At 32.4% G+C, this 18,900-nt stretch carries 17 protein-coding genes and 1 pseudogene; 15 read left to right on the plus strand and 3 right to left on the minus strand.

What is annotated here, in order from left to right:
- Nucleotides 1-217: 217 nt before the first annotated feature.
- From ABXT67_RS13505 to ABXT67_RS13520, 4 genes are all read left to right on the plus strand, one after another.
- Nucleotides 218-1,237 (plus strand): transposase, encoded by a 1,020-nt coding sequence (locus tag ABXT67_RS13505; protein WP_415374570.1) that lies wholly within the window; start codon nucleotides 218-220, stop codon nucleotides 1,235-1,237.
- Nucleotides 1,216-1,650, plus strand: a complete 435-nt coding sequence (locus ABXT67_RS13510) for a transposase (protein WP_415376996.1) — start codon at nucleotides 1,216-1,218, stop codon at nucleotides 1,648-1,650. Before ABXT67_RS13505 ends, ABXT67_RS13510 begins: the two co-directional genes overlap by 22 nt.
- 38 nt (nucleotides 1,651-1,688) lie before the next feature.
- Nucleotides 1,689-2,048 (plus strand): cupin domain-containing protein, encoded by a 360-nt coding sequence (locus ABXT67_RS13515; protein WP_415374571.1) that lies wholly within the window; start codon nucleotides 1,689-1,691, stop codon nucleotides 2,046-2,048.
- 291 nt (nucleotides 2,049-2,339) lie between these two features.
- A complete protein-coding gene (locus ABXT67_RS13520) occupies nucleotides 2,340-2,885 on the plus strand; it encodes a DUF4377 domain-containing protein (RefSeq protein ID WP_415374572.1) in 546 nt (181 codons plus the stop codon).
- Between the two features lie 135 nt (nucleotides 2,886-3,020).
- Here ABXT67_RS13520 and ABXT67_RS13525 read toward each other — a convergent pair whose 3' ends face one another.
- Both ABXT67_RS13525 and ABXT67_RS13530 read right to left on the minus strand, forming a co-directional pair.
- On the minus strand, nucleotides 3,021-3,503 hold the full coding sequence (locus tag ABXT67_RS13525; RefSeq protein WP_415374573.1) for a lipoprotein: 483 nt from the start codon (nucleotides 3,501-3,503) through the stop codon (nucleotides 3,021-3,023).
- Between the two features lie 161 nt (nucleotides 3,504-3,664).
- Nucleotides 3,665-4,972, minus strand: a complete 1,308-nt coding sequence (locus tag ABXT67_RS13530) for a hypothetical protein (protein ID WP_415374574.1) — start codon at nucleotides 4,970-4,972, stop codon at nucleotides 3,665-3,667.
- 1,147 nt (nucleotides 4,973-6,119) lie between these two features.
- Here ABXT67_RS13530 and ABXT67_RS13535 point away from each other — a divergent pair.
- Both ABXT67_RS13535 and ABXT67_RS13540 read left to right on the plus strand, forming a co-directional pair.
- Nucleotides 6,120-6,503 carry a VF530 family DNA-binding protein gene (locus ABXT67_RS13535; protein WP_415374575.1) on the plus strand — a complete coding sequence of 128 codons (384 nt, stop codon included), beginning with the start codon at nucleotides 6,120-6,122 and terminating at the stop codon, nucleotides 6,501-6,503.
- Nucleotides 6,504-6,882: 379 nt separating this feature from the next.
- A complete protein-coding gene (locus ABXT67_RS13540; RefSeq protein WP_415374576.1) occupies nucleotides 6,883-7,335 on the plus strand; it encodes a DUF6090 family protein in 453 nt (150 codons plus the stop codon).
- 218 nt (nucleotides 7,336-7,553) lie between these two features.
- Here ABXT67_RS13540 and ABXT67_RS13545 read toward each other — a convergent pair.
- A pseudogene (locus ABXT67_RS13545) lies at nucleotides 7,554-7,715 on the minus strand (IS110 family transposase); the annotation flags it as partial.
- A gap of 572 nt (nucleotides 7,716-8,287) precedes the next feature.
- On the opposite strand from ABXT67_RS13545, the gene ABXT67_RS13550 reads away from it, so the two are divergent.
- The 9 genes from ABXT67_RS13550 (at nucleotide 8,288) to ABXT67_RS13590 (ending at nucleotide 18,414) form a co-directional block, all read left to right on the plus strand.
- Nucleotides 8,288-11,506 (plus strand): type ISP restriction/modification enzyme, encoded by a 3,219-nt coding sequence (locus ABXT67_RS13550; RefSeq protein WP_415374577.1) that lies wholly within the window; start codon nucleotides 8,288-8,290, stop codon nucleotides 11,504-11,506.
- A 340-nt stretch (nucleotides 11,507-11,846) separates the two neighbouring features.
- On the plus strand, nucleotides 11,847-12,527 hold the full coding sequence (locus ABXT67_RS13555; protein WP_415374578.1) for a hypothetical protein: 681 nt from the start codon (nucleotides 11,847-11,849) through the stop codon (nucleotides 12,525-12,527).
- The gene (locus tag ABXT67_RS13560; protein ID WP_415374579.1) at nucleotides 12,524-13,618 is read left to right on the plus strand and encodes a sensor histidine kinase; all 1,095 of its coding nucleotides are present in this window, start codon (nucleotides 12,524-12,526) and stop codon (nucleotides 13,616-13,618) included. The genes ABXT67_RS13555 and ABXT67_RS13560 overlap by 4 nt, the downstream gene beginning before the upstream one ends.
- 432 nt (nucleotides 13,619-14,050) lie before the next feature.
- A complete protein-coding gene (locus ABXT67_RS13565; RefSeq protein WP_415374580.1) occupies nucleotides 14,051-14,383 on the plus strand; it encodes a PadR family transcriptional regulator in 333 nt (110 codons plus the stop codon).
- Between the two features lies 1 nt (nucleotide 14,384).
- Entirely contained in the window at nucleotides 14,385-14,960 is a 576-nt protein-coding gene (locus ABXT67_RS13570; protein ID WP_415374581.1) for a hypothetical protein, read from the plus strand.
- A 65-nt stretch (nucleotides 14,961-15,025) separates the two neighbouring features.
- A complete protein-coding gene (locus ABXT67_RS13575) occupies nucleotides 15,026-15,640 on the plus strand; it encodes a hypothetical protein (RefSeq protein WP_415374582.1) in 615 nt (204 codons plus the stop codon).
- Between the two features lie 227 nt (nucleotides 15,641-15,867).
- A complete protein-coding gene (locus ABXT67_RS13580; protein ID WP_415374583.1) occupies nucleotides 15,868-16,737 on the plus strand; it encodes a transposase in 870 nt (289 codons plus the stop codon).
- Between the two features lie 61 nt (nucleotides 16,738-16,798).
- A complete protein-coding gene (locus tag ABXT67_RS13585) occupies nucleotides 16,799-17,512 on the plus strand; it encodes a DUF6090 family protein (protein WP_415374584.1) in 714 nt (237 codons plus the stop codon).
- Between the two features lie 197 nt (nucleotides 17,513-17,709).
- Nucleotides 17,710-18,414: a DUF6090 family protein gene (locus ABXT67_RS13590; RefSeq protein WP_415374585.1), complete on the plus strand. Its 705-nt coding sequence runs from the start codon at nucleotides 17,710-17,712 to the stop codon at nucleotides 18,412-18,414.
- The last annotated feature ends 486 nt before the right edge of the window (nucleotides 18,415-18,900 follow it).

Raw genomic sequence — 18,900 nt, forward strand, 5'->3', positions numbered from 1 at the left:
CGCAAACGGAAAATGCTGTATTTTTTACGTAAATTCAAACGGAAATCAACGCAACAGTGCTTTATACACAACCGTCAAACTGTCTAAAAACCTCTTGCATTTTTCATAAGAATTGTTTAATTTCATGCTATGAAATATATAGCTGGAAGATATTATTGAGGACAATAATACTGTCTGGGATATAGATTACTTTGTTGAGCACCTCGAGATGTCAACGTTGGGGTTTGAAACAGATTTTATCGAGAATGGCAGACCTGGATATCATCCCAAAGTGCTTCTCAAATTGTACAGCTATGGCTATATGAACAGGATTCGTTCTTCAAGACAGCTTGAAAGGGAATGTAAACGGAATATCGAGCTAATGTGGCTGCTCGAGTCACTATCCCCAGATCACAATACCATCAGCAATTTTAGAAAAGATAATGCCAAAGCCATCAAGAGAACTTTTCACGCCACGGTAAAAATTGCCAGAAACTTTGGTCTCACTGGGGCACAACTCATCGCTGGTGATGGTACCAAGATGAGGGCTCAAAACAGCAAGAAGAACAACTACAATCTTAAAAAAGTAGCACGCCACATTGAATATATAGATAATAAGTTACAGCAGTACAGCCAAGAACTGGAGCAAACCGAAGAACCCGAGAGGCAAACTGAGATAGCACAGCAGCTTAAAAAACAGCAGCAACGTAAATCTAATTACACAAAAATAGAAACACCGTTAAAGGAGTCCGGTGAACCTCAAATATCAACCTCAGATCCAGACAGCAAACATATGATTGTGCGTAATAACATTACAGAGGTAGCGTATAATATTCAATCCACCGTTGATGCCGAACATTGCATACCTATTGATTACGATGTCACCAACGTGAACGACAAAAAGGCGATGGGAAATATGCTGAGGAGCGCAAAAGCAATATTGAGAAACAATGATTTTACCGCACTATTTGACAAAGGATACCACACGGGAAGCGAACTCCGAACTGCAAATGAGCTTGATATCGACACCCTCGTGGCAGTACCAGGGATAGGCAGGAGCTCACAGGCGCCAGACCCCAATTACAACTCGGAACACTTTTACTATAATACAACAGATGACACCTACACCTGCCCACAGGGGCATATCCTGAGCAGTAATGGTACGTGGTATAAAAACGTAATTACAGGTTCAAACAGGGTAAGACAAAAGAATGTAAGAACTGTCCAGTCCGTGACCTGTGCACCACATCAAAAGTGAATGGCAAGGTTTTGCAGCGTAGTAAAAACCAACAATATATTGAAGACAATACCTTAAGCGCAGCCAACAACCAACAAACTTATAAAAAACGCCAGGCAATAGTGGAACATCCTTTCGGAACCATAAAAAGACAATGGGGCTTCGACCATATACGTACTAAAAAACCCAAACAAAGAGCTTCTGCAGATGTGGGGCTTATCTTTATTGCCTACAACTTGAAGAGGATATTGAAGGTTATAGGGGGCAAAAATGTTCTAAGCAACACTATAAATGCTTTGTACAGCCACATAATAAGCTTGGTGAGGGGATATGCCGAAGCACTGGCCGTAAAAACCTATTTTACCACCCAGCCTTCCATTTTTGATCAAAATCCACTACTTTTAAATAATTACAAAAATAAGGTGGGTTATTAGACAGACTGCCGTTATATACAATTATAAAACGAAATCAAATGAATCTAAAAGAACAATTAAAAGACGTTAAAGATTACTTCACTCCAAAAATAGTTACAGAAGTTAATAACCAGTATGTGAAAATTGCCAAGATCAAAGGCCAAGAAGTTCCTTGGCATAATCACGAAAATGAGGATGAACTATTTTACATAATAGAAGGTGAACTTTTAATGGAAGTCGAAAATGAGACTAATAGGACTATGAAAACTGGAGATATGTTGGTAGTTCCAAAAGGAATTAACCATCGAGTTTCTTCAATAGACGAATGTTCAATTATGTTAATAGAGACCAAAACAACAAAGCATACAGGAGAAGTTAAGTCTTCCATAACCAAATCAATCCAAGAACAATCTTACTGAATAGGACTTAAAGTAGTTACTTCTGAGAAAAAACTGTAGCTAACAAAGTGCATAATTTATTGCTAGTTCTGGCTTACTTACAAAAATCCTCGTGGATTTTCAGCTTGGAGTGTGCCTGCCTAGTTAAGTACTAAGCCACGCAACTACTCATAGCCGAGCCGTTGTGGTGCATTTAAGAAAAAATAATATAAAAAAAAGGTCAACCTATATCAGTATAAGACACTTTTGTTCTTTCTGATTAATAACTAAAATTAAGTATTTAAATAGAAATCAAATCCAAGCCTTGTATAAATGAAATTATTTTTAACCCATATAATAGCGTTTCTTTCTATTTGTTCGTTTGGTCAAACCGTCTCAGATAGGACCATTACAATCGACCCCAACCTATCTGTTCAAAATTATGAACATTTCAAAAGGTTAACTCTAAATTCTCCCGATTCACCCATTGAATACTTGGATGGATTTAAATTTGAATGGGGTTATACCTACAAAGTAAGTGTTAGAGAAACAAAACTAAGGTCAACCTTGTCTGATGGGACACAATATGATTATGTATTAAATCATATCATTTCTAAAACCAAGGTGTCTGACACAACTCAATTTAAATTATTTCTTGACCCATCAAGATACTATCATAAAGTTGATTCAAGGGAGCAACTAATGAACATCACCTTAAAACTAATTAATGATAATATATATCTTTATTTTGATAACGTTGAAATTGAAGTTCCCGATCATTTAAAAATAATATTTAATGAGATTGTAGCGGGTAAAACATCAAGACTAGGACATTTCATTTTTATCAATGAAAAACGCATTAGACTTGTACATTTATGAATACTAATCCTAACAAAACCTAAACGGTATTAAATTGCAGTTTAGCCAAATGTTACAATCAATTAGAATAACTCCACAAAAAAACCACGGATTTTAATCGGTGGTTTTAAATATTAAAGCAGTGTAGTATTTGATTTATTGCTTCCTTAAATGAATATACTTTACATCACATTCACCTAGTTGTAAAAACGAATTCATTGCATTCCCATAGTTTTGAATGGTAATTTCATTTTTATCTAGTGTACCTTCCAATCCTATTGGTAATGAAATATTTTGATCAATAGGTTCACTGTTTTCATCCAATGCACCATAATACTCACTCCATTCTATTCCATTAAGTAGTACGTTATAGGTGTCATCTTCTTTATTTGCTTCTATTGAAATTTTCCCTGTCAAACTTCTTGTTGGAGTCTTAAGTTTATACCCGTAATATTCGATTTCGTTAGTTATTACTAGAGTCAAATCGCATTTAGATAATGTATCGCTAAATGAATAGTCACCTTCAATGTCAAATAAAAGCTTCTCTGTACTCGAAGAATTTTCAATTTTCTTCTTTTCAGAATTCTGACAAGAAGTTAAAAATAAAGTCAATAATAAAGTTTGTATTATTCTTTTCATAGTATAGTTTTTGTGAAATTATGTACCATTGGAATGTGTACGTCTACATTGATTATTTAATAACAGCAAACTAAGAGCATAATAGAGCATCATTTAGTCGTGTCAGGTTTACTTATAACAAGTTATTTATATTCTACAGGATCTATCCCTGCGTATGGCAATTACTTAATCGTATACTTCCTAGTAGGAAGGGTAACGATATCATCTGTGTTGGCAAATTTATCGCCCAATTTATTCTTTAGGTTAGTATCAATTCCAGGATGTCCAGAATAACCTAGGTAGCCAACATAAGATTCAATAAAAAAGGATTGGTCATTTAACCATACAATATTTTTAACGTAAAGCATTTCTCTATCTCCAACGTCGACGCCTTCAAACAATTGATCCATATCGATGGACACGTATTTCAAAGATTCAACATTAAGCAGAACAATGCTGTATGTTCCAGATCCAGCGTAGGTATCAACATTATCAAGTATCACGTATTTGCCGTTTTCTGACCAGTAGTTTTTAAGAGGCGACAAGTAGACCCCTTCAACTGTTTTGCTTGACAAAGCAGATTTTATAATGATTTTATTACTAGTCGGATCAATTGGTTCAGATATAAGCTCAACAGACCCATCAGGGCTTTTATTTCCGGAATAAACAAATCTCTCTAACGGTTCCTTCATTATGCTTGACTCTAAGCTAAACATGCTATTCGCTTTATTCTTGTTAGAAACTTTTTCAATTAGTTCTGCCTCCTGAATTGTTTTAACCGTTCCCATTGGACCGTCCTGATAAAGCGGTCGCTCTTCAAATGAATAACTAATCGTGAACCACTTACCCTGTAGTTCTTTTGCTGATCCCCAACCCTGGTTATCAGTATTCATTTCTGCCTCATCTAGGAGTCTTGAAAATTCAAAGTTTTTTGAATTAGACCTCGAAAAGTCCCAATAATTTCCTGAAACGTCTTCAAAAGTATAGTGTGAAGCATCGCCTAGGTGAAAATCAATGAATTTAGCTTCAATGGTTAAAAGGGCTTCTTCTTTTTCAATTAGTTCTGCCTCCTGAATTGTTTTAACCGTTCCCATTGGACCGTCCTGATAAAGCGGTCGTTCTTCAAATGAATAACTAATCGTGAACCACTTACCCTGTAGTTCTTTTGCTGATCCCCAACCCTGGTTATCAGTATTCATTTCTGCCTCATCTAAGAGTCTTGAAAATTCAAAGTTTTTTGAATTAGACCTCGAAAAGTCCCAATAATTTCCTGAAACGTCTTCAAAAGTGTAGTGTGAAGCATCGCCTAGGTGAAAATCAATGAATTTAGCTTCAATGGTTAAAAGGGCTTCTTCTTTTTCGGTTTGGTTGTTTACTACATTATCACTACTGTCTCTCATCACAGCTTGGCGACCCATCTTTTCTGGGGATTGAGCAAATGTTGTTGCCGTTATTAATAGCGTTACAAAAAATGTGAATACTTTTTTCATTGGTGTTAGTTTTTAATGATTAATGCTAATTTTTACATTGTTTTTTTTAGCTAATTAAAAGATATAGTTTAAACACAGAGTGTATCGATGAAGTGTATATAATGGGAAAATTTATTTTATACACAACGCCATTTCTTAAAATTTTATTTTTCGATTTACATTGATATTAATGTGAATCCTGCCAAAAAATATAATTTATGCTTTTAATAGATATAACTAAAATCAACCCTATTAAAGAGTCAAGATCGCAGCATAGCCTAGGATTACAAAAAGCTAATCTAACACTTATTTATCTAAAAATTACATTTAAATTTTAGACGAATAAAAAATTCAAATAGAAAGAAAGAAATCAATAAATAATGGTAGCAATAGGTGTGAAAAATGCTCAGTTTAGTCCTTAAAAAAAAGTGTGTGTTCGCTTGTACTATTATCTTATTTTCCTGCGGAAAATCATCACAAAAAAACCACATATTATATACATTTAACGTTGGCAAACATTAAAATTAAAACTAAAACAATTGAGATATGAAAAATCTACTACGCTCCCTATTGTTAATCTTCAGATTAAACCAAGTTCATGCACAGGTAATTAAGACATCTGTGAACGGTTAATGGTCAAATGAATATTAGCTAGATTGTACTGTTATTAAAAAAGCGGTGGATGGTGAATGAGTGCACCAAATGTGGATTGATGGCGCAGTAGTGAAACTGGCGCAATATGGTGAATGGGTGAACAAATATTGGATTGACGGCGATGTTGTGAAATAAGCGATCAATGGGGAATGGCAAAACGAAATGTGGGTAGATAGAGATGTAATTAAGACACCTAAAAATGTTGAGTGGGTGAACTTTGCCTGAATCCAAGAAGATGTCAGTTTAATGTCCCTAGCGGTAATAATGGATGATTGGAATTGATAAATTTGAACGGGCTATTTAATACTTTGACTTATTTAAGTCCGGCTGATTGCCCCTACACTCTCTTTTGCTTTTTCCGATTATGTACTAAAACGAACTGTTTTAATAGGAATCATACTTAAGATGTATAAAACAATAGGGCAATTGTAACTTAACTCAATGTTTCAAGTACTTTTGCAAGACCGTTAGCAAACAATGCTAAAACAGGAAATTAAATAAACGTTTGCCAACAATGGACACAGAAAACGATTACGAAAACAAGTCTACTGATAAACTTAAGCTCGCCGATGAATTCTCGGATGCTACGCTCAAGCCCAAGGCGAACGAAGAGCAGATTGAAGAAAAATCTGCTAAAAAAGTCAAAAGGAAAGCTACTGAAGAACAACTAAATCATCCCTTGCATGGAGTGAAACTGGCCGAAATTTTAGAAAGTCTAGTGGACCATTATGGTTGGCCGTACCTAGCAGACCGTGTCAACATACGCTGTTTTATGAACAATCCTACAATGAAATCAAGCCTCGGGTTTTTAAGAAAAATGACTTGGGCTCGAGAGCATGTTGAGGATATTTATATGGATATGCTGGAAGAAGAAAATAAAAAAGCAAAGGTAAAATAAAATTGCTACCAACAAAATCTAAAGCACACCACCTAACCTACTAAACCGTTTCTCCGCGCCCTAGACAGAAGGCTACAATACAGTTTGGACCCTATATAACTTCGGAAATTGTAAGGGCTTAAACCCTGTTAAAATACAAAACACTTTGTACATGAGTGCTGTTATTAAAATGATCAGTTATTAAAATGATCAATTGATGGCTAAGTATGAAGGAATGAGATACTATTATGCCCTTGACAGCTTTTCCTTTTTTGCACACTTTGATATATGTAACTAGGAGTTTTGAACATAATAAAGATAAAACGCTTTACTCTTCAAAGCTAAGCCTACGTAAGTTTTCATCTTATGGTAACAAACAGGAAAATACCTAAAATACGCTATGGGTGAAATTATACTTGTGGTTATAGGAATTTTAATGGCGTTACAGATTAATAATTGGAACGAATCCAGAAAGCAATCCACATCAGAAAAGGAATTTATATCGAGTGTAAAAAATGACCTAAAACAAGATAAAGTTTTTATTCAATTGATAGTAGAACTTATAGAATCAAGAATTGAAGCTTATAAAGTCCTAAATAGTGACTTGCCGAATTTATATGATAATGACAGAAATTTATTAGATTCCATATTTCATAATTACTTTAAAAGTCAACGCACATTTTATCCAATATCGGGCTCTTATAAATCAACCGCTTCAGGAAATCAAATTACTGTCTTTAGAAATAAAGAATTAATTCAAAAGATTATTAAATTATATAATTCAACTTATGATAGACTAATTGATAACGGTCAAATTTTGGACGAAAGATGGGCTTTCTTAAGTAAAAAATAAAGCTACGAGAGAAGAACTGGACACTTTCGAGAAATGAAACCTGAACAATTGACTGAATTTCTTGATAACTTATATTTTCATTATGTGCAAATAGAATGGTATCTAAACCAGTTAAAGTTAGCCACAACCGAAATTGATAAAATAATTGCAGAAAAATAAGGCAAAAAAAATAACCAGTGTACAACAAAGTACTGTGGTAAAAAACAAGTAAAAATGCCTTAATTTTTCACTAAAGTACTTCTGTAAGTATCCTCATCTACTAATCCTGCTTTTGCAATTGCAAAAGCTTGTTTTAATAGCTTATTATAAACCGTAATTAATGCTGGTTTTTTACTTTTTCCTTTGGCGACAATAGGCTCATAAAGCGCTCTGCACCTTTTTTTTGTATGTTTTGACCCCTACAAACCAACTGCTGTAAAATTTAAATAAAAGCAAGCCAAAATCAGGTATTTATACCTATTGACATTAAACTCCGATGCTTCTATATTTACGAATACACAACCTCTTTTATGATCCAGCATACAAGAAACACGAACCAAAAGCTGGAACACTACCATTACCTCAAGCGGTAAACTAAAGAGTGTTTTAGAAAGGCTGGGGGAGTGCTTAGTAAATAAATTAGTTCTTTACCATCGCCTGTAAAAAATAATTAGCGTGAATACGGGAAACCGTAATAAAACAAATAGCATAAAGAGTATTTTTAAACATTACAAAGCTGCAGGCACACACGTGGCACGAAATAATTTTAATAAAAACATCATAAACCTTTTGGATTTGTGATGATATAATAGAAATAAACGTCATATGGTGTTTATATACGTGTTAGGTGCAAGCTAAAAAAAAGCCAGCCGCACAAATAGCACATTTGTTTTTTGCCAACACAAAAGCCAACGCTAAAAAACAAAAGAGCTATTTTTAGCCAACGCTTACCGAGAATAATGAGAAATTAAATATGACATTAGAACAATACATTGACAACATAAATCAGAGATACAAACTCGGAAATGCAACTGAGCATACTTTTAGAGGTGATTTACAGCAACTTATTGAAAGTTTAGTACCTGAAATCAGAGCGACAAACGAACCGAAAAGACAATCTTGCGGAGCACCCGATTACATCTTGACTAAAAAAGATATTCCTGTTGGATTTATTGAGGCAAAAGATATTGGTGACAAAGACTTAGAAGGAAAAAAGAAATCGGTAAACAAAGAACAATTTGACCGTTATAAAGCTTCCTTAAATAATCTGATTTTTACAGATTACATAGATTTTCATTTATACAATGATGGAGAATTTGTGACCAAAATTGCTATCGCTGAGATAACTGAAAACGGAATTATTTCAAAACCCGAAAACTTCGGAACTTTTGAAAATCTAATTAAAGATTTTACTACTCACATAGGACAAACAATAAAGAATTCAAAAAAATTGGCAGAAATGATGGCGGGCAAAGCCCGCCTTCTTTCTGATGTTATTGAGAAATCTTTAACAAGTGATGAAGACAATTACGAGGATAGTACTTTAAAAGAGCAAATGAATGCTTTTAAAAACATCTTGATTCACGATATAACGCCAAAGGGCTTTGCTGATGTTTATGCGCAAACAATTGCTTATGGAATGTTTGCAGCTCGTTTGCACGACCCAACTTTAGATACGTTTAGTAGACAAGAAGCAGCTGAATTAATTCCTAAATCAAATCCATTTTTACGAAAACTATTTGGCTACATAGCTGGTCCCGATATTGACGACAGGATTAAATGGATTGTAGATAATCTAACAGAGATATTTCTAGCTTGTAACGTTGAAGAAATTCTAAAAAATTATGGAAAGTCAACAAAAATGGAAGACCCAATCATCCATTTTTACGAAACGTTTTTAAGTGAATACGACCCAACACAAAGAAAGACAAAAGGTGTTTGGTACACTCCAGCTCCTGTTGTAAATTTTATAGTTCGAGCTGTTGATGATATATTAAAAACCGAATTCAATTTAAAACAAGGTTTAGCTGATACCAGTAAAACAACAATCAAAGTAAAAACAGATATTCCTAATAAAAGCTTCAAAAGTGGTTATAAAGAAGTTGACCAAGAAGTACATAAAGTGCAAGTTCTTGACCCAGCAACAGGAACAGGAACTTTTCTAGCAGAAGTAATAAAACACATTAACCAAAAATTTAAAGGACAAGAAGGTATTTGGAGTGGTTATGTTGAAAATCACTTATTACCGCGATTAAATGGTTTTGAGCTTCTGATGGCAAGTTATGCAATGGCACATTTACAACTAGATTTATTACTAAAAGAAACTGGTTTTAAAGCGACCAAAAATCAACGTACAAAAATCTATCTGACCAATAGTTTGGAAGAAGCTCATCCAGACACAGGAACGCTTTTTGCCAATTGGCTTAGTAGCGAATCTAATGAAGCAAATCATATTAAACGAGACACACCTGTAATGTGTGTTATTGGAAATCCTCCGTATAATGCAATGAGTAAAAATCAAGGCTCTTGGATTATGAAATTAATGAAGGATTATAAAATGGAACCTGGTGGTAAAGAAAAATTAAAAGAACGTAATCCCAAAATGATTAATGATGATTACGTTAAATTCATAAGACAATCACAACATTTTATTGAAAAACAAGGTGAAGGTGTAATAGCGTTTATTAATCCACACGGTTTTTTAGATAGCGACACTTTTAGAGGTATGAGATGGCATTTATTAAAAACTTTTGATAAAATATACTCAATTGATTTACACGGTAATATCAAAAAAAAGTTAGTTGGAAAAGATAATAAACCAGATGAAAATGTTTTTGATATAACTCAAGGTGTTTCTGTAAATTTCTTTATAAAAACTTCAAAAAGCGAAAAACTAGCTAAGGTTTTTTACAAGAGTGTTATAGGAAAAAGAAATGATAAATATAATTTTTTAGAAACAGAAACTTTAAAATCAATAAACTTTGAAGAAATAGCACTTAAAAAGAATGATTATGTCTTTGTTCCTAGAAATTTAGAAGAAATTTCTAAATATGAAAAGCATATTTCTTTAAAAGATTTGTTTAAATTTTCATCAACAGGAATGCAAACTGATAAAGATAAATTTTGTATTCAAATTGATAAAAAAGAAATTGAGAGTATTCATTCTGATATAAATTCATTATTAGATGATGAAATTAGAGAAAAGTATACACTAGGTAAGGATTCATCAAGTTGGAATTTAAAAAAAGCAATAGATGATATTTCTAAAAACAAACCTATAAAATCGGATACTAGCAAAGTTTCTTATAGACCTTTCGATACTAGATATACTTATAATACAGGAAATAGTAATGGTTTTATGGGAAGACCTAGAGCTGATTTAATTAAACATATTGATAAAAAAGATAACATTAGTCTTATATCAATAAAAAATTCTCGTAGTAGTGATTTATGGAACTTAATATTTATTAGTAAGCACATCTGTACAAAGCCAACTTCAATAACATCATTAGATGCTAATTATATATTCCCTCTTTATTTATATTCTGAAACTAATGAACAACAAGGCAGTATAGAAAAAAATCCACATAGGTTACCAAACCTAAATGAAGACATAATCAACGAAATTAAAGATAAAATAAACCTAGAGTTTACTAATGAAAAAGAGAGAGCAGAAAACACCTTTGCTCCTATTGATATTTTAGATTACATCTATGCTGTTTTACATTCAACAACTTACAGAGAAAATTACAATGAGTATTTAAAAATAGATTTTCCTAGAGTACCATATCCAAAAGACAAGAAAACCTTTTTGGAGTTAGTAAAATTGGGCGGAGAAATAAGAAAAATTCACTTATTGGAATCTTCAAAAACAGAAAATTACATTACAAATTATCCACAAAATGGAGACAACGTAATAAGGAGAAAAATTACCAAAACGGATATTGGTTACGAACCAATTAATAAAACAAAAGGGAAAGTTTGGATAAATGATGAACAATACTTTGACAATGTCCCAATAACTGCTTGGGAATTCAAAATCGGAGGTTATCAACCAGCACAAAAATGGTTAAAAGATAGAAAAGAAAGAACCTTAGAATTTGATGATATTTTACATTATCAAAAAATAATAGTCGCACTTTGTGAAACGGACAGAATAATGAAAGAAATAGACAAACTTGAAATTGAATAAAGCCAACGCAAGTTCAAGCACATTTAAAGTTTGCTCGTATCTCACAAATTTAAAAGAGCTTTCTCGCCAACGCTAGCAAGTTTGCGGAAAGAAAAGCCAGACACCTAACAATGTATAAAAAACATAGGGCGTTTGTGCTAAATCGAAAGTTCTGTGCATATTTACAAAGTCCGCTAAATATAAAATTTGGCATTTATAGAAGAAAAGTTAAAAGCAAAATATTTATATTTAGCTAAGTAATAAACCGAAACGAAAGTGCTTATCACCTGCCCTACGTTTCTTATACTTAACGTTAGGTGCAAGCTGAAAAAAATATAAATTGATAATAAAACTAACCAAAATGTTCGCATCACTATTTTCAAAAAAAGATAAACCTACTCCGAAATCACCAATAAAGGAACTTACATCGGAAGAACTTGAAGAAGCTAAATTTAAAGCTCGGATTGCATTCATTGACGATGAAGAGATTTCTCACGTTGAAAGATTACAAGATGATGGATATAATATTACTCAATTTGATGATATAGATAATATTGATGATTTTTTAAGAAAAAAATATAATGTAGTTGTATTAGATATTCAAGGTGTTGGGCAAAAGATATCCCCAAAATCAGGAGGTTGGGGAATACTAAAATATTTAAAAAATGCAAATCCAAATCTTGTTGTTATAATGTTTACTGGTGCAGAATGGTCTATAACTAAATATAAACAGGAAGCTGAAAAAGCAGATGACTTTATTGGTAAAGATTTAGAATTTTTGGACTTCAAATCAAAGTTAGATGATGGAATTAAAAAAGCTTTTTCTCCTTCTTATCATTTTGAGATTGAACGAAAAAAAATGCTTAAAGAAATCTCAAATACGAGTACTATTGAACAAATAAAAAGTGTAATTGATACTTATGGCGGAAATAAAGAATCAGCTAAAAAAGAACTATTAAAAATAACAAACAATAAAGAAGTCTTGGAAATAGCAGATAACTTTCTGTCTATTGTTGGTAATATAACCTCTTTGTTAGTATGATAGAATTTAGTTATCCTTTTGCAAAGAACCACGACAATCAAATCTCCTTCAATAATGGAAGACTTTGTTGTTTACCAAAAGAATATTTAAAGCAAACTAATCAAGTAGTCTTAAAATCTTTTTTTACCAAAATATTATCTGAAAGTACTTCTCAAGATATAATTATAGGTATTGACCCATTAGGCTTTAGTTTTTTAAACTTAGATTTCATATGCTATATAGGCTTAGTTACCAATAAAGCTGATAGAGGTAAGTATAATAATTTAAGTAAAAAATATCCTTTGAATAAATTTGATATTGAGTATTTAAAAAAGCAAATAAAATTCGAATATGACTTAGTCAATTTTAAAGAATTTATCCCTATCGATATTGTAACTCAAAACTTACACGAGTTAAGAGGCTTAAACTCTAAAATTTCGGGAAATATTGACCGGATTATGAAAATTGAAAAAGAAGAAGAATGGGAATCAAAATTTGACGAACAAACAGAAAGCGTTAAAAAAATATATGTTGGAAGTAGACTGATTAAGTTCATTTTAGATAACATTAAATTCTTTCAACCAAATTTTTTCGAAAACTTAAAATTAGATTACTCAAAATTCTTTGTGGCACATCGGTCAGTAAGCAAGATTGTTAAAATCTATAGGAATGATTTTAAGAAAGGAAGAGCTGATATTGATTTTACAGGAAGTTCAGGAATTAAAATTTCAGGAGATAAAGAATACTTTGAAATATTAATTAAAATTCTAGTAGAAAATGCTTTGAAGTACTCTCAATTTCCAAAACGAATTGGCCCAAAAGTAGAGTTTGAAGAAACAAAAAAAAGATTGAATATTAGTGTACACTCATATGGTAAATCAATACCTAAAACAGAAGAACCCTACTTATTCTCAAGGGGTTTCAGATCTAGTGTTAATAAGGACTCAAAAGAAGGCACAGGAATGGGATTGTACAATGCAATGCAAATTTCGAAACATTTTCACGGTAAAATAAGCTTCGAAACAAAAAAAGTTTCTAATGATGTAAACATTGATTTATCTTGGAATATTTTTACTTTGAGAATAGAAAAGTCTATGCATAACAATGTATAAAAAACATAGGGCAATTGTGGCTTAACCGAAAGTCTGTGCTTATTTATAAAGTCCGCTAAATATAAAATTTGGCGTTTATAGTAGAAAAGATAAAAGCAAAATATTTATATTTAGCTAAGTAATAAACCGAAACGAAAGTGCTTATTTACTGCCCTACGTTTCTTATACTAACCGTTGGCAACAATTCCTCCTACTTCCAAAAAAATTAATTACTTCTTGAAAACGTTTTTCGGAGAAAATTGAATAAATTGGTTACCGTGAACAAAGCGTAAAAATCCCAATGTTTACTGAACTTAAAAAAAACGTTACTCCGAATATGAAAGTATCAAGAGGGTTCTGTTTTATTACAATGTTTGGGTATTATCAACTTAGTCTGAAAAAAAAACCCCAATACACATTGTATTACTATGTATATTGTTATACATTTGCTGCATGGATAATGTTTTTGTAAACAAATGGTCATCGCAACTAAAGAAGGGCACTTTATCCTTTATCGTTTTAAATGTACTAAAAGACAGTGAGTATTATGGCTATGAACTCATCGAAAAAGTAAAACACGATACAAAAATTGAAATTGCAGAAGGTACTTTTTATCCATTAATGAACAGGTTAAAAAAAGATGGGTTTGTTGAATCTAATTGGGTGGAACAAAAATCAGGAATACCACGTAAATATTACAAACTAACTAAACAAGGAGAAGTGATCCTTGTTAAGATGAAGGATTATTGGATATCTATGAGTACGACAATACAAAAATTATTTTAAGGTGAAAAATATAGAATTTAAATCAATTTCGGCTCAAAGAATTTATAACGACTATTTGAAAAGAGTTGAGAGAACGATTTCCATATTATCAGAAAAGGATAAGCTCGATATGCTAATGGAGATTAATAGCCATATTTATGAGGCAATGCAGCAAGATAGTAAAGAAAACGAAATAGACAAACTACTTATCACAACTGAAAATCTAGGTTTGCCTGAAGAGTTTTTAATCCCAGTTGTTGCTGAGAAAAAACTGATTCAAGCTGTTCACACTTTCAATCCGAAACACGTATGGCAAGCCTTAAAAATGAACATTTCTAATGGTCTTGGTTATAGTATCGTGTCAATATTATATCTGGGTTTATCAGTATTTGGTTTTTTAATTTTTACAAAAATTTTTTTTCCATCAAAAACAGGCCTTTTTTATATGAATAATGAATTCAAAGCATTTGGTTTTATAAGCAATGCTGATGAAATGAATGAAGTCCTTGGTTTTTGGTTTTTTCCAATAACCATAGTTTCAGCTGTCATAATTTATGTTTTAATAACACTACTTTTAGGCCTGTTGAAGTCGAAGTAGTGCTTTTTTTTATCCAATAACATAGTATTACTATGTATAATGTTTAACTATTTAAATTACTTATTATGAAATCAAAAAATACATTTTTATTCGTCTTATTTATCTCAATAAGCATTGGGATTCATGCGCAAGGTTTTACCCATATATTCAATAAAGAACTTAAAGCGATAAATGTGATTGTGCTTAATCTAGAAGGAAATGTTACCATTCACCCATCGTTAGAAAAACAGATTCGAGTTATAACAGTTTTGAATAGCAAAGGCGACGTTTGGGGCTTAAAAATACCAAAAAATAGACCGGAATTCAAGACAACCTATCTAGTGTCAAACGATACCTTACACGTAACCACCCCTAAAAATTTCAACTATTCATCATTAGGCATTAACACTTATTCAGAACAAATTGAAACGGAAATTCAAGTCTCAAGTTCAACGAAAATAATTGTTCGAAAAGCCAATGAGATTAAATTTGAAGCTGGTTTTACAAATTTATCCATTCAAGAAGCTAATATTATTCAGGGACTAAATATAAACAAGGCATCAGTTAAAGTCTTGCAATGTGACAGCAAGAACAAGCTTGTGGTTAATGGTTTAAAAAAAGGAAACTCTTTCGAATATGAAGGTACTGGTTTGAGTAAATATTTCTTAAAAGCCAACACCATCAATATCACACTTAAATAATATTAATCATGAAAAAGATCGACCGGCATAAAGACTATATCGACACTAAAATTGCCGAATACGAACTAGCCCTGCAACTCGCCGACAGTAAATAGGAGCGCCAGGAAATAGCTGGTAAAATAGGATACCAAAATACCAAAAAGCAGCACTACCAGAACATAGAAAATCAGTTAGAAAATACTGGCGAAAGCCAAATAAGCCTCACAGACCCTGATGCCAAAAGCGTTGTGCTGCACCGCAATATCATTAACGTGGGCTACAACATACAAGCTGGCTGTGATGCGGAGCATAAGCTCTTCGTCAATAACGATACTGGAACAGTAAACGACACTCACTCACTTTCCCCTATGGCCCTAGATGCGAAAGCACTGCTCGAAGTAGATCAAATGGATTGCCTTACAGACAAAGGGTACACCACTGGCAAACACATAGACATCTGTAATAAGAACAACATCACCACCTACTCTTCGCCCAAAGAACACTCTAGCCAGAAAAACGGCTTGTATGGCCTAGGCACTTTTCAATACGATCAAGATAGTGACAGTTACACCTGCCCCAACAATCAGGTACTCACAACTACTGGAAACATCTATCATAAAGGAAATGTGAGAGTAAAGCATTATAAGAACTTCAAGGCCTGTAATGACTGTTCGATGCGTTCTAAGTGTACCAAGTCCAAAGTGGGAAGACTCGTAGAACGAAGCATCTATCAAGAAGCCATAGAAGCCAACAAAAAACGTGTGGAAGAAAATCCAGCTTATTATAGACTACGCCAACAAGTAACTGAACATCAATTTGGCACGCTAAAACGACAATGGGGATTTACCTTTACGCTTATGAAAGGCAAACAGAACGTTCTCTCAGAGGTCAATCTTATGATGATGTGTTACAATCTCAGGAGACTTATATCCATTCTGGGAGTAGAAGGGTTAAAGGCAAGGCTAAAAGGTCTTGGCTGTATTGTTTTGAGAATATACCGCCTCATTAAATGCCTTTTAAGACCTTTAAAATTATCGTTAGATGATTATGCTATTCAAGATACCCCTTTTAAAACAACCTATAATAGATACCATTTAGACAGAAAATCCTACATTTGAGTAAATAACAGAGTTCTTGCGCAGACTCCCGTTGTGCGTCATTATGAATAACCACTAACCAATGATAAAATTCTTTAGAAAAATTAGACAAAATTTACTTTCGGAGGGTAAAACTGGAAAATATCTGAAATACGCAGTTGGCGAAATTATTCTTGTTGTAATTGGAATATTGATTGCATTGCAATTGAACAATCTGAACGAGAATAGAAAAAATAATGTATTTGAAAAGGAAATACTTACTCAAATTCAAGAAAATCTAAAAAATGATAAATTAGCTTTAGAAGAAATCGTAACGAACTTTAGTAAAGCTGTTAAATCCTCGGAAAAGATATTAAATTCAGAAGTATCTCAAAAAACAGAGGATAGTATAAATATTTGGCTTGGGGCAATAATACAATTTGATAGATTTCAACCTCTGACTAATGCTTACGAAGTATTAAAATCAAATGGATTAGATAAAATTTCAAACAAAAAACTACGATTTTTACTTGGAAGATATTATGATGACGAAGCTTCACATATGATAAAGTCGACTAACGATATTGAAATAGCTTTTAATGACCATTGGATACCTATTTTATTTGAAGAAATGGTTGAATTTGAATTTAAGAAATCTGTAGTGCTAGAAGATTATAGTATCCTACTAAAACCGTCAAAAGCACAGAATATTTTGAAACTAAATCGTGACAATCTTGCTTCTGGAATTAATCGAATTAAACGTGGATTAGCGACAATTCAAGAAATACAGAATTTAATAGTGAAAGAAATAAAATAACGAAAGCACAACAATGGCTATAAGTAATTGCTTGTTCTCGCTCACTTTGGAAAATTCTTGCAGAATTTCAAACTTGGTGTACTTGCAAAGTTAAGTGCTAACCCACACAACTAACCATAGCCAAACCGTTGTGCTTCATTATCAGAAACCGCTAAACAATGATAAAATTCTTTAGAAAAATTCGCCAAAACGTACTTATGGAAAATAAAACTGGAAAGTATTTTAAATATGCTATTGGAGAAATTATCCTTGTAGTCATCGGAATTCTAATTGCATTACAGATTAATAATTGGAATGAAAACAGAAAGACAGACGATATAAGAGAGAATTACCTTAAACAACTTCTAGTAGATTTAGAAACAGACAAAATCTACTATAACAATATGATTTCTACTTTAGAATTATTTGCAGAAGGATATAATGACTTTTATAAAATTTATGGGGAACCTGGTTTGAACGCGTCAAAATTTATATTGGAAATACAAAAAATCAACTTTCTTCATTTTGAAATAGAATTTAAAACAAGTACTATAAAAACACTAATTAGCACTGGCGATATAAAGCTGTTTGAATCGACTTTACGTAATAAATTGACAACATATAATGGGAAACAAAAACATATAATGACAGTAAGTAATCGTAATGCCAATTCCTCTCAAGATATTTTAAAAAATGCGATGATGAATGGCGCCAATTCAGATTTACTTCTACGACTTCAGAATCAACCAAATTTTAGTGAATATTTAAATATTGAAAAGAACTTTCCTAAGTTAGTTCTTGAATTAGAAGCTTTTCTTAATTGGAAAAAATTAACAGAAAATTATACTATTAGCTCGTTTAATAGTTTAATTAAAAAATCAGATAATATTATTGAATCTATCAATAAGGAATTAGCAAAATAACGAAAGCACAACACCGAGTATAATTAATTGCTTTGGCAAGTACTTATTTGGAAAATTCCTTCGGAATTTTTTCTGGTTCGTTTTTGTTTACTAAATTAGTTGCTTAACCACGCAACTAACGATACACAACAACGTAATGCATTCAAGAAAAACCACCTCCATTTCAAATTATAAGTAAACATTTAGCATTTTAATTATCAAAACGAGTAAATCCAAAGTGCAATGGGTGCTATGCCCTACAAACCAACTGCTGTAAAATTTAAATAAAAGCAAACCAAAATCAGGTATTTATACCTATTGACATTAAACTCCCATGCTTCTATATTTACAAATATAGAACTCCTTTTATGATCCAGCATACAAGAAACACAAACCAAAGGCTGGAACACTACCAATACCCTAAGCGGTAAACTAAAGAGCGTTTTAGACAGGCTGGGGGAGTACTTAGTGCATAAATTGGTTTTTTTACCATCGCCTGTAAAAAAT

It is taken from the genome of Patiriisocius sp. Uisw_017 (genome assembly GCF_047731265.1).
Lineage (GTDB): Bacteria > Bacteroidota > Bacteroidia > Flavobacteriales > Flavobacteriaceae > Patiriisocius.

Coding starts and splice junctions, on each gene's coding strand:
- ABXT67_RS13560 (WP_415374579.1), top strand. CDS start 12,524: ATGATAGAATTTAGTTATCCTTTTGCAAAGAACCACGACAATCAAATC.
- ABXT67_RS13520 (WP_415374572.1), top strand. CDS start 2,340: ATGAAATTATTTTTAACCCATATAATAGCGTTTCTTTCTATTTGTTCG.
- ABXT67_RS13590 (WP_415374585.1), top strand. CDS start 17,710: ATGGAAAATAAAACTGGAAAGTATTTTAAATATGCTATTGGAGAAATT.
- ABXT67_RS13565 (WP_415374580.1), top strand. CDS start 14,051: ATGGATAATGTTTTTGTAAACAAATGGTCATCGCAACTAAAGAAGGGC.
- ABXT67_RS13540 (WP_415374576.1), top strand. CDS start 6,883: ATGGGTGAAATTATACTTGTGGTTATAGGAATTTTAATGGCGTTACAG.
- ABXT67_RS13530 (WP_415374574.1), bottom strand. CDS start 4,972: ATGAAAAAAGTATTCACATTTTTTGTAACGCTATTAATAACGGCAACA.
- ABXT67_RS13525 (WP_415374573.1), bottom strand. CDS start 3,503: ATGAAAAGAATAATACAAACTTTATTATTGACTTTATTTTTAACTTCT.
- ABXT67_RS13550 (WP_415374577.1), top strand. CDS start 8,288: ATGACATTAGAACAATACATTGACAACATAAATCAGAGATACAAACTC.
- ABXT67_RS13585 (WP_415374584.1), top strand. CDS start 16,799: ATGATAAAATTCTTTAGAAAAATTAGACAAAATTTACTTTCGGAGGGT.
- ABXT67_RS13515 (WP_415374571.1), top strand. CDS start 1,689: ATGAATCTAAAAGAACAATTAAAAGACGTTAAAGATTACTTCACTCCA.
- ABXT67_RS13535 (WP_415374575.1), top strand. CDS start 6,120: ATGGACACAGAAAACGATTACGAAAACAAGTCTACTGATAAACTTAAG.
- ABXT67_RS13575 (WP_415374582.1), top strand. CDS start 15,026: ATGAAATCAAAAAATACATTTTTATTCGTCTTATTTATCTCAATAAGC.
- ABXT67_RS13555 (WP_415374578.1), top strand. CDS start 11,847: ATGTTCGCATCACTATTTTCAAAAAAAGATAAACCTACTCCGAAATCA.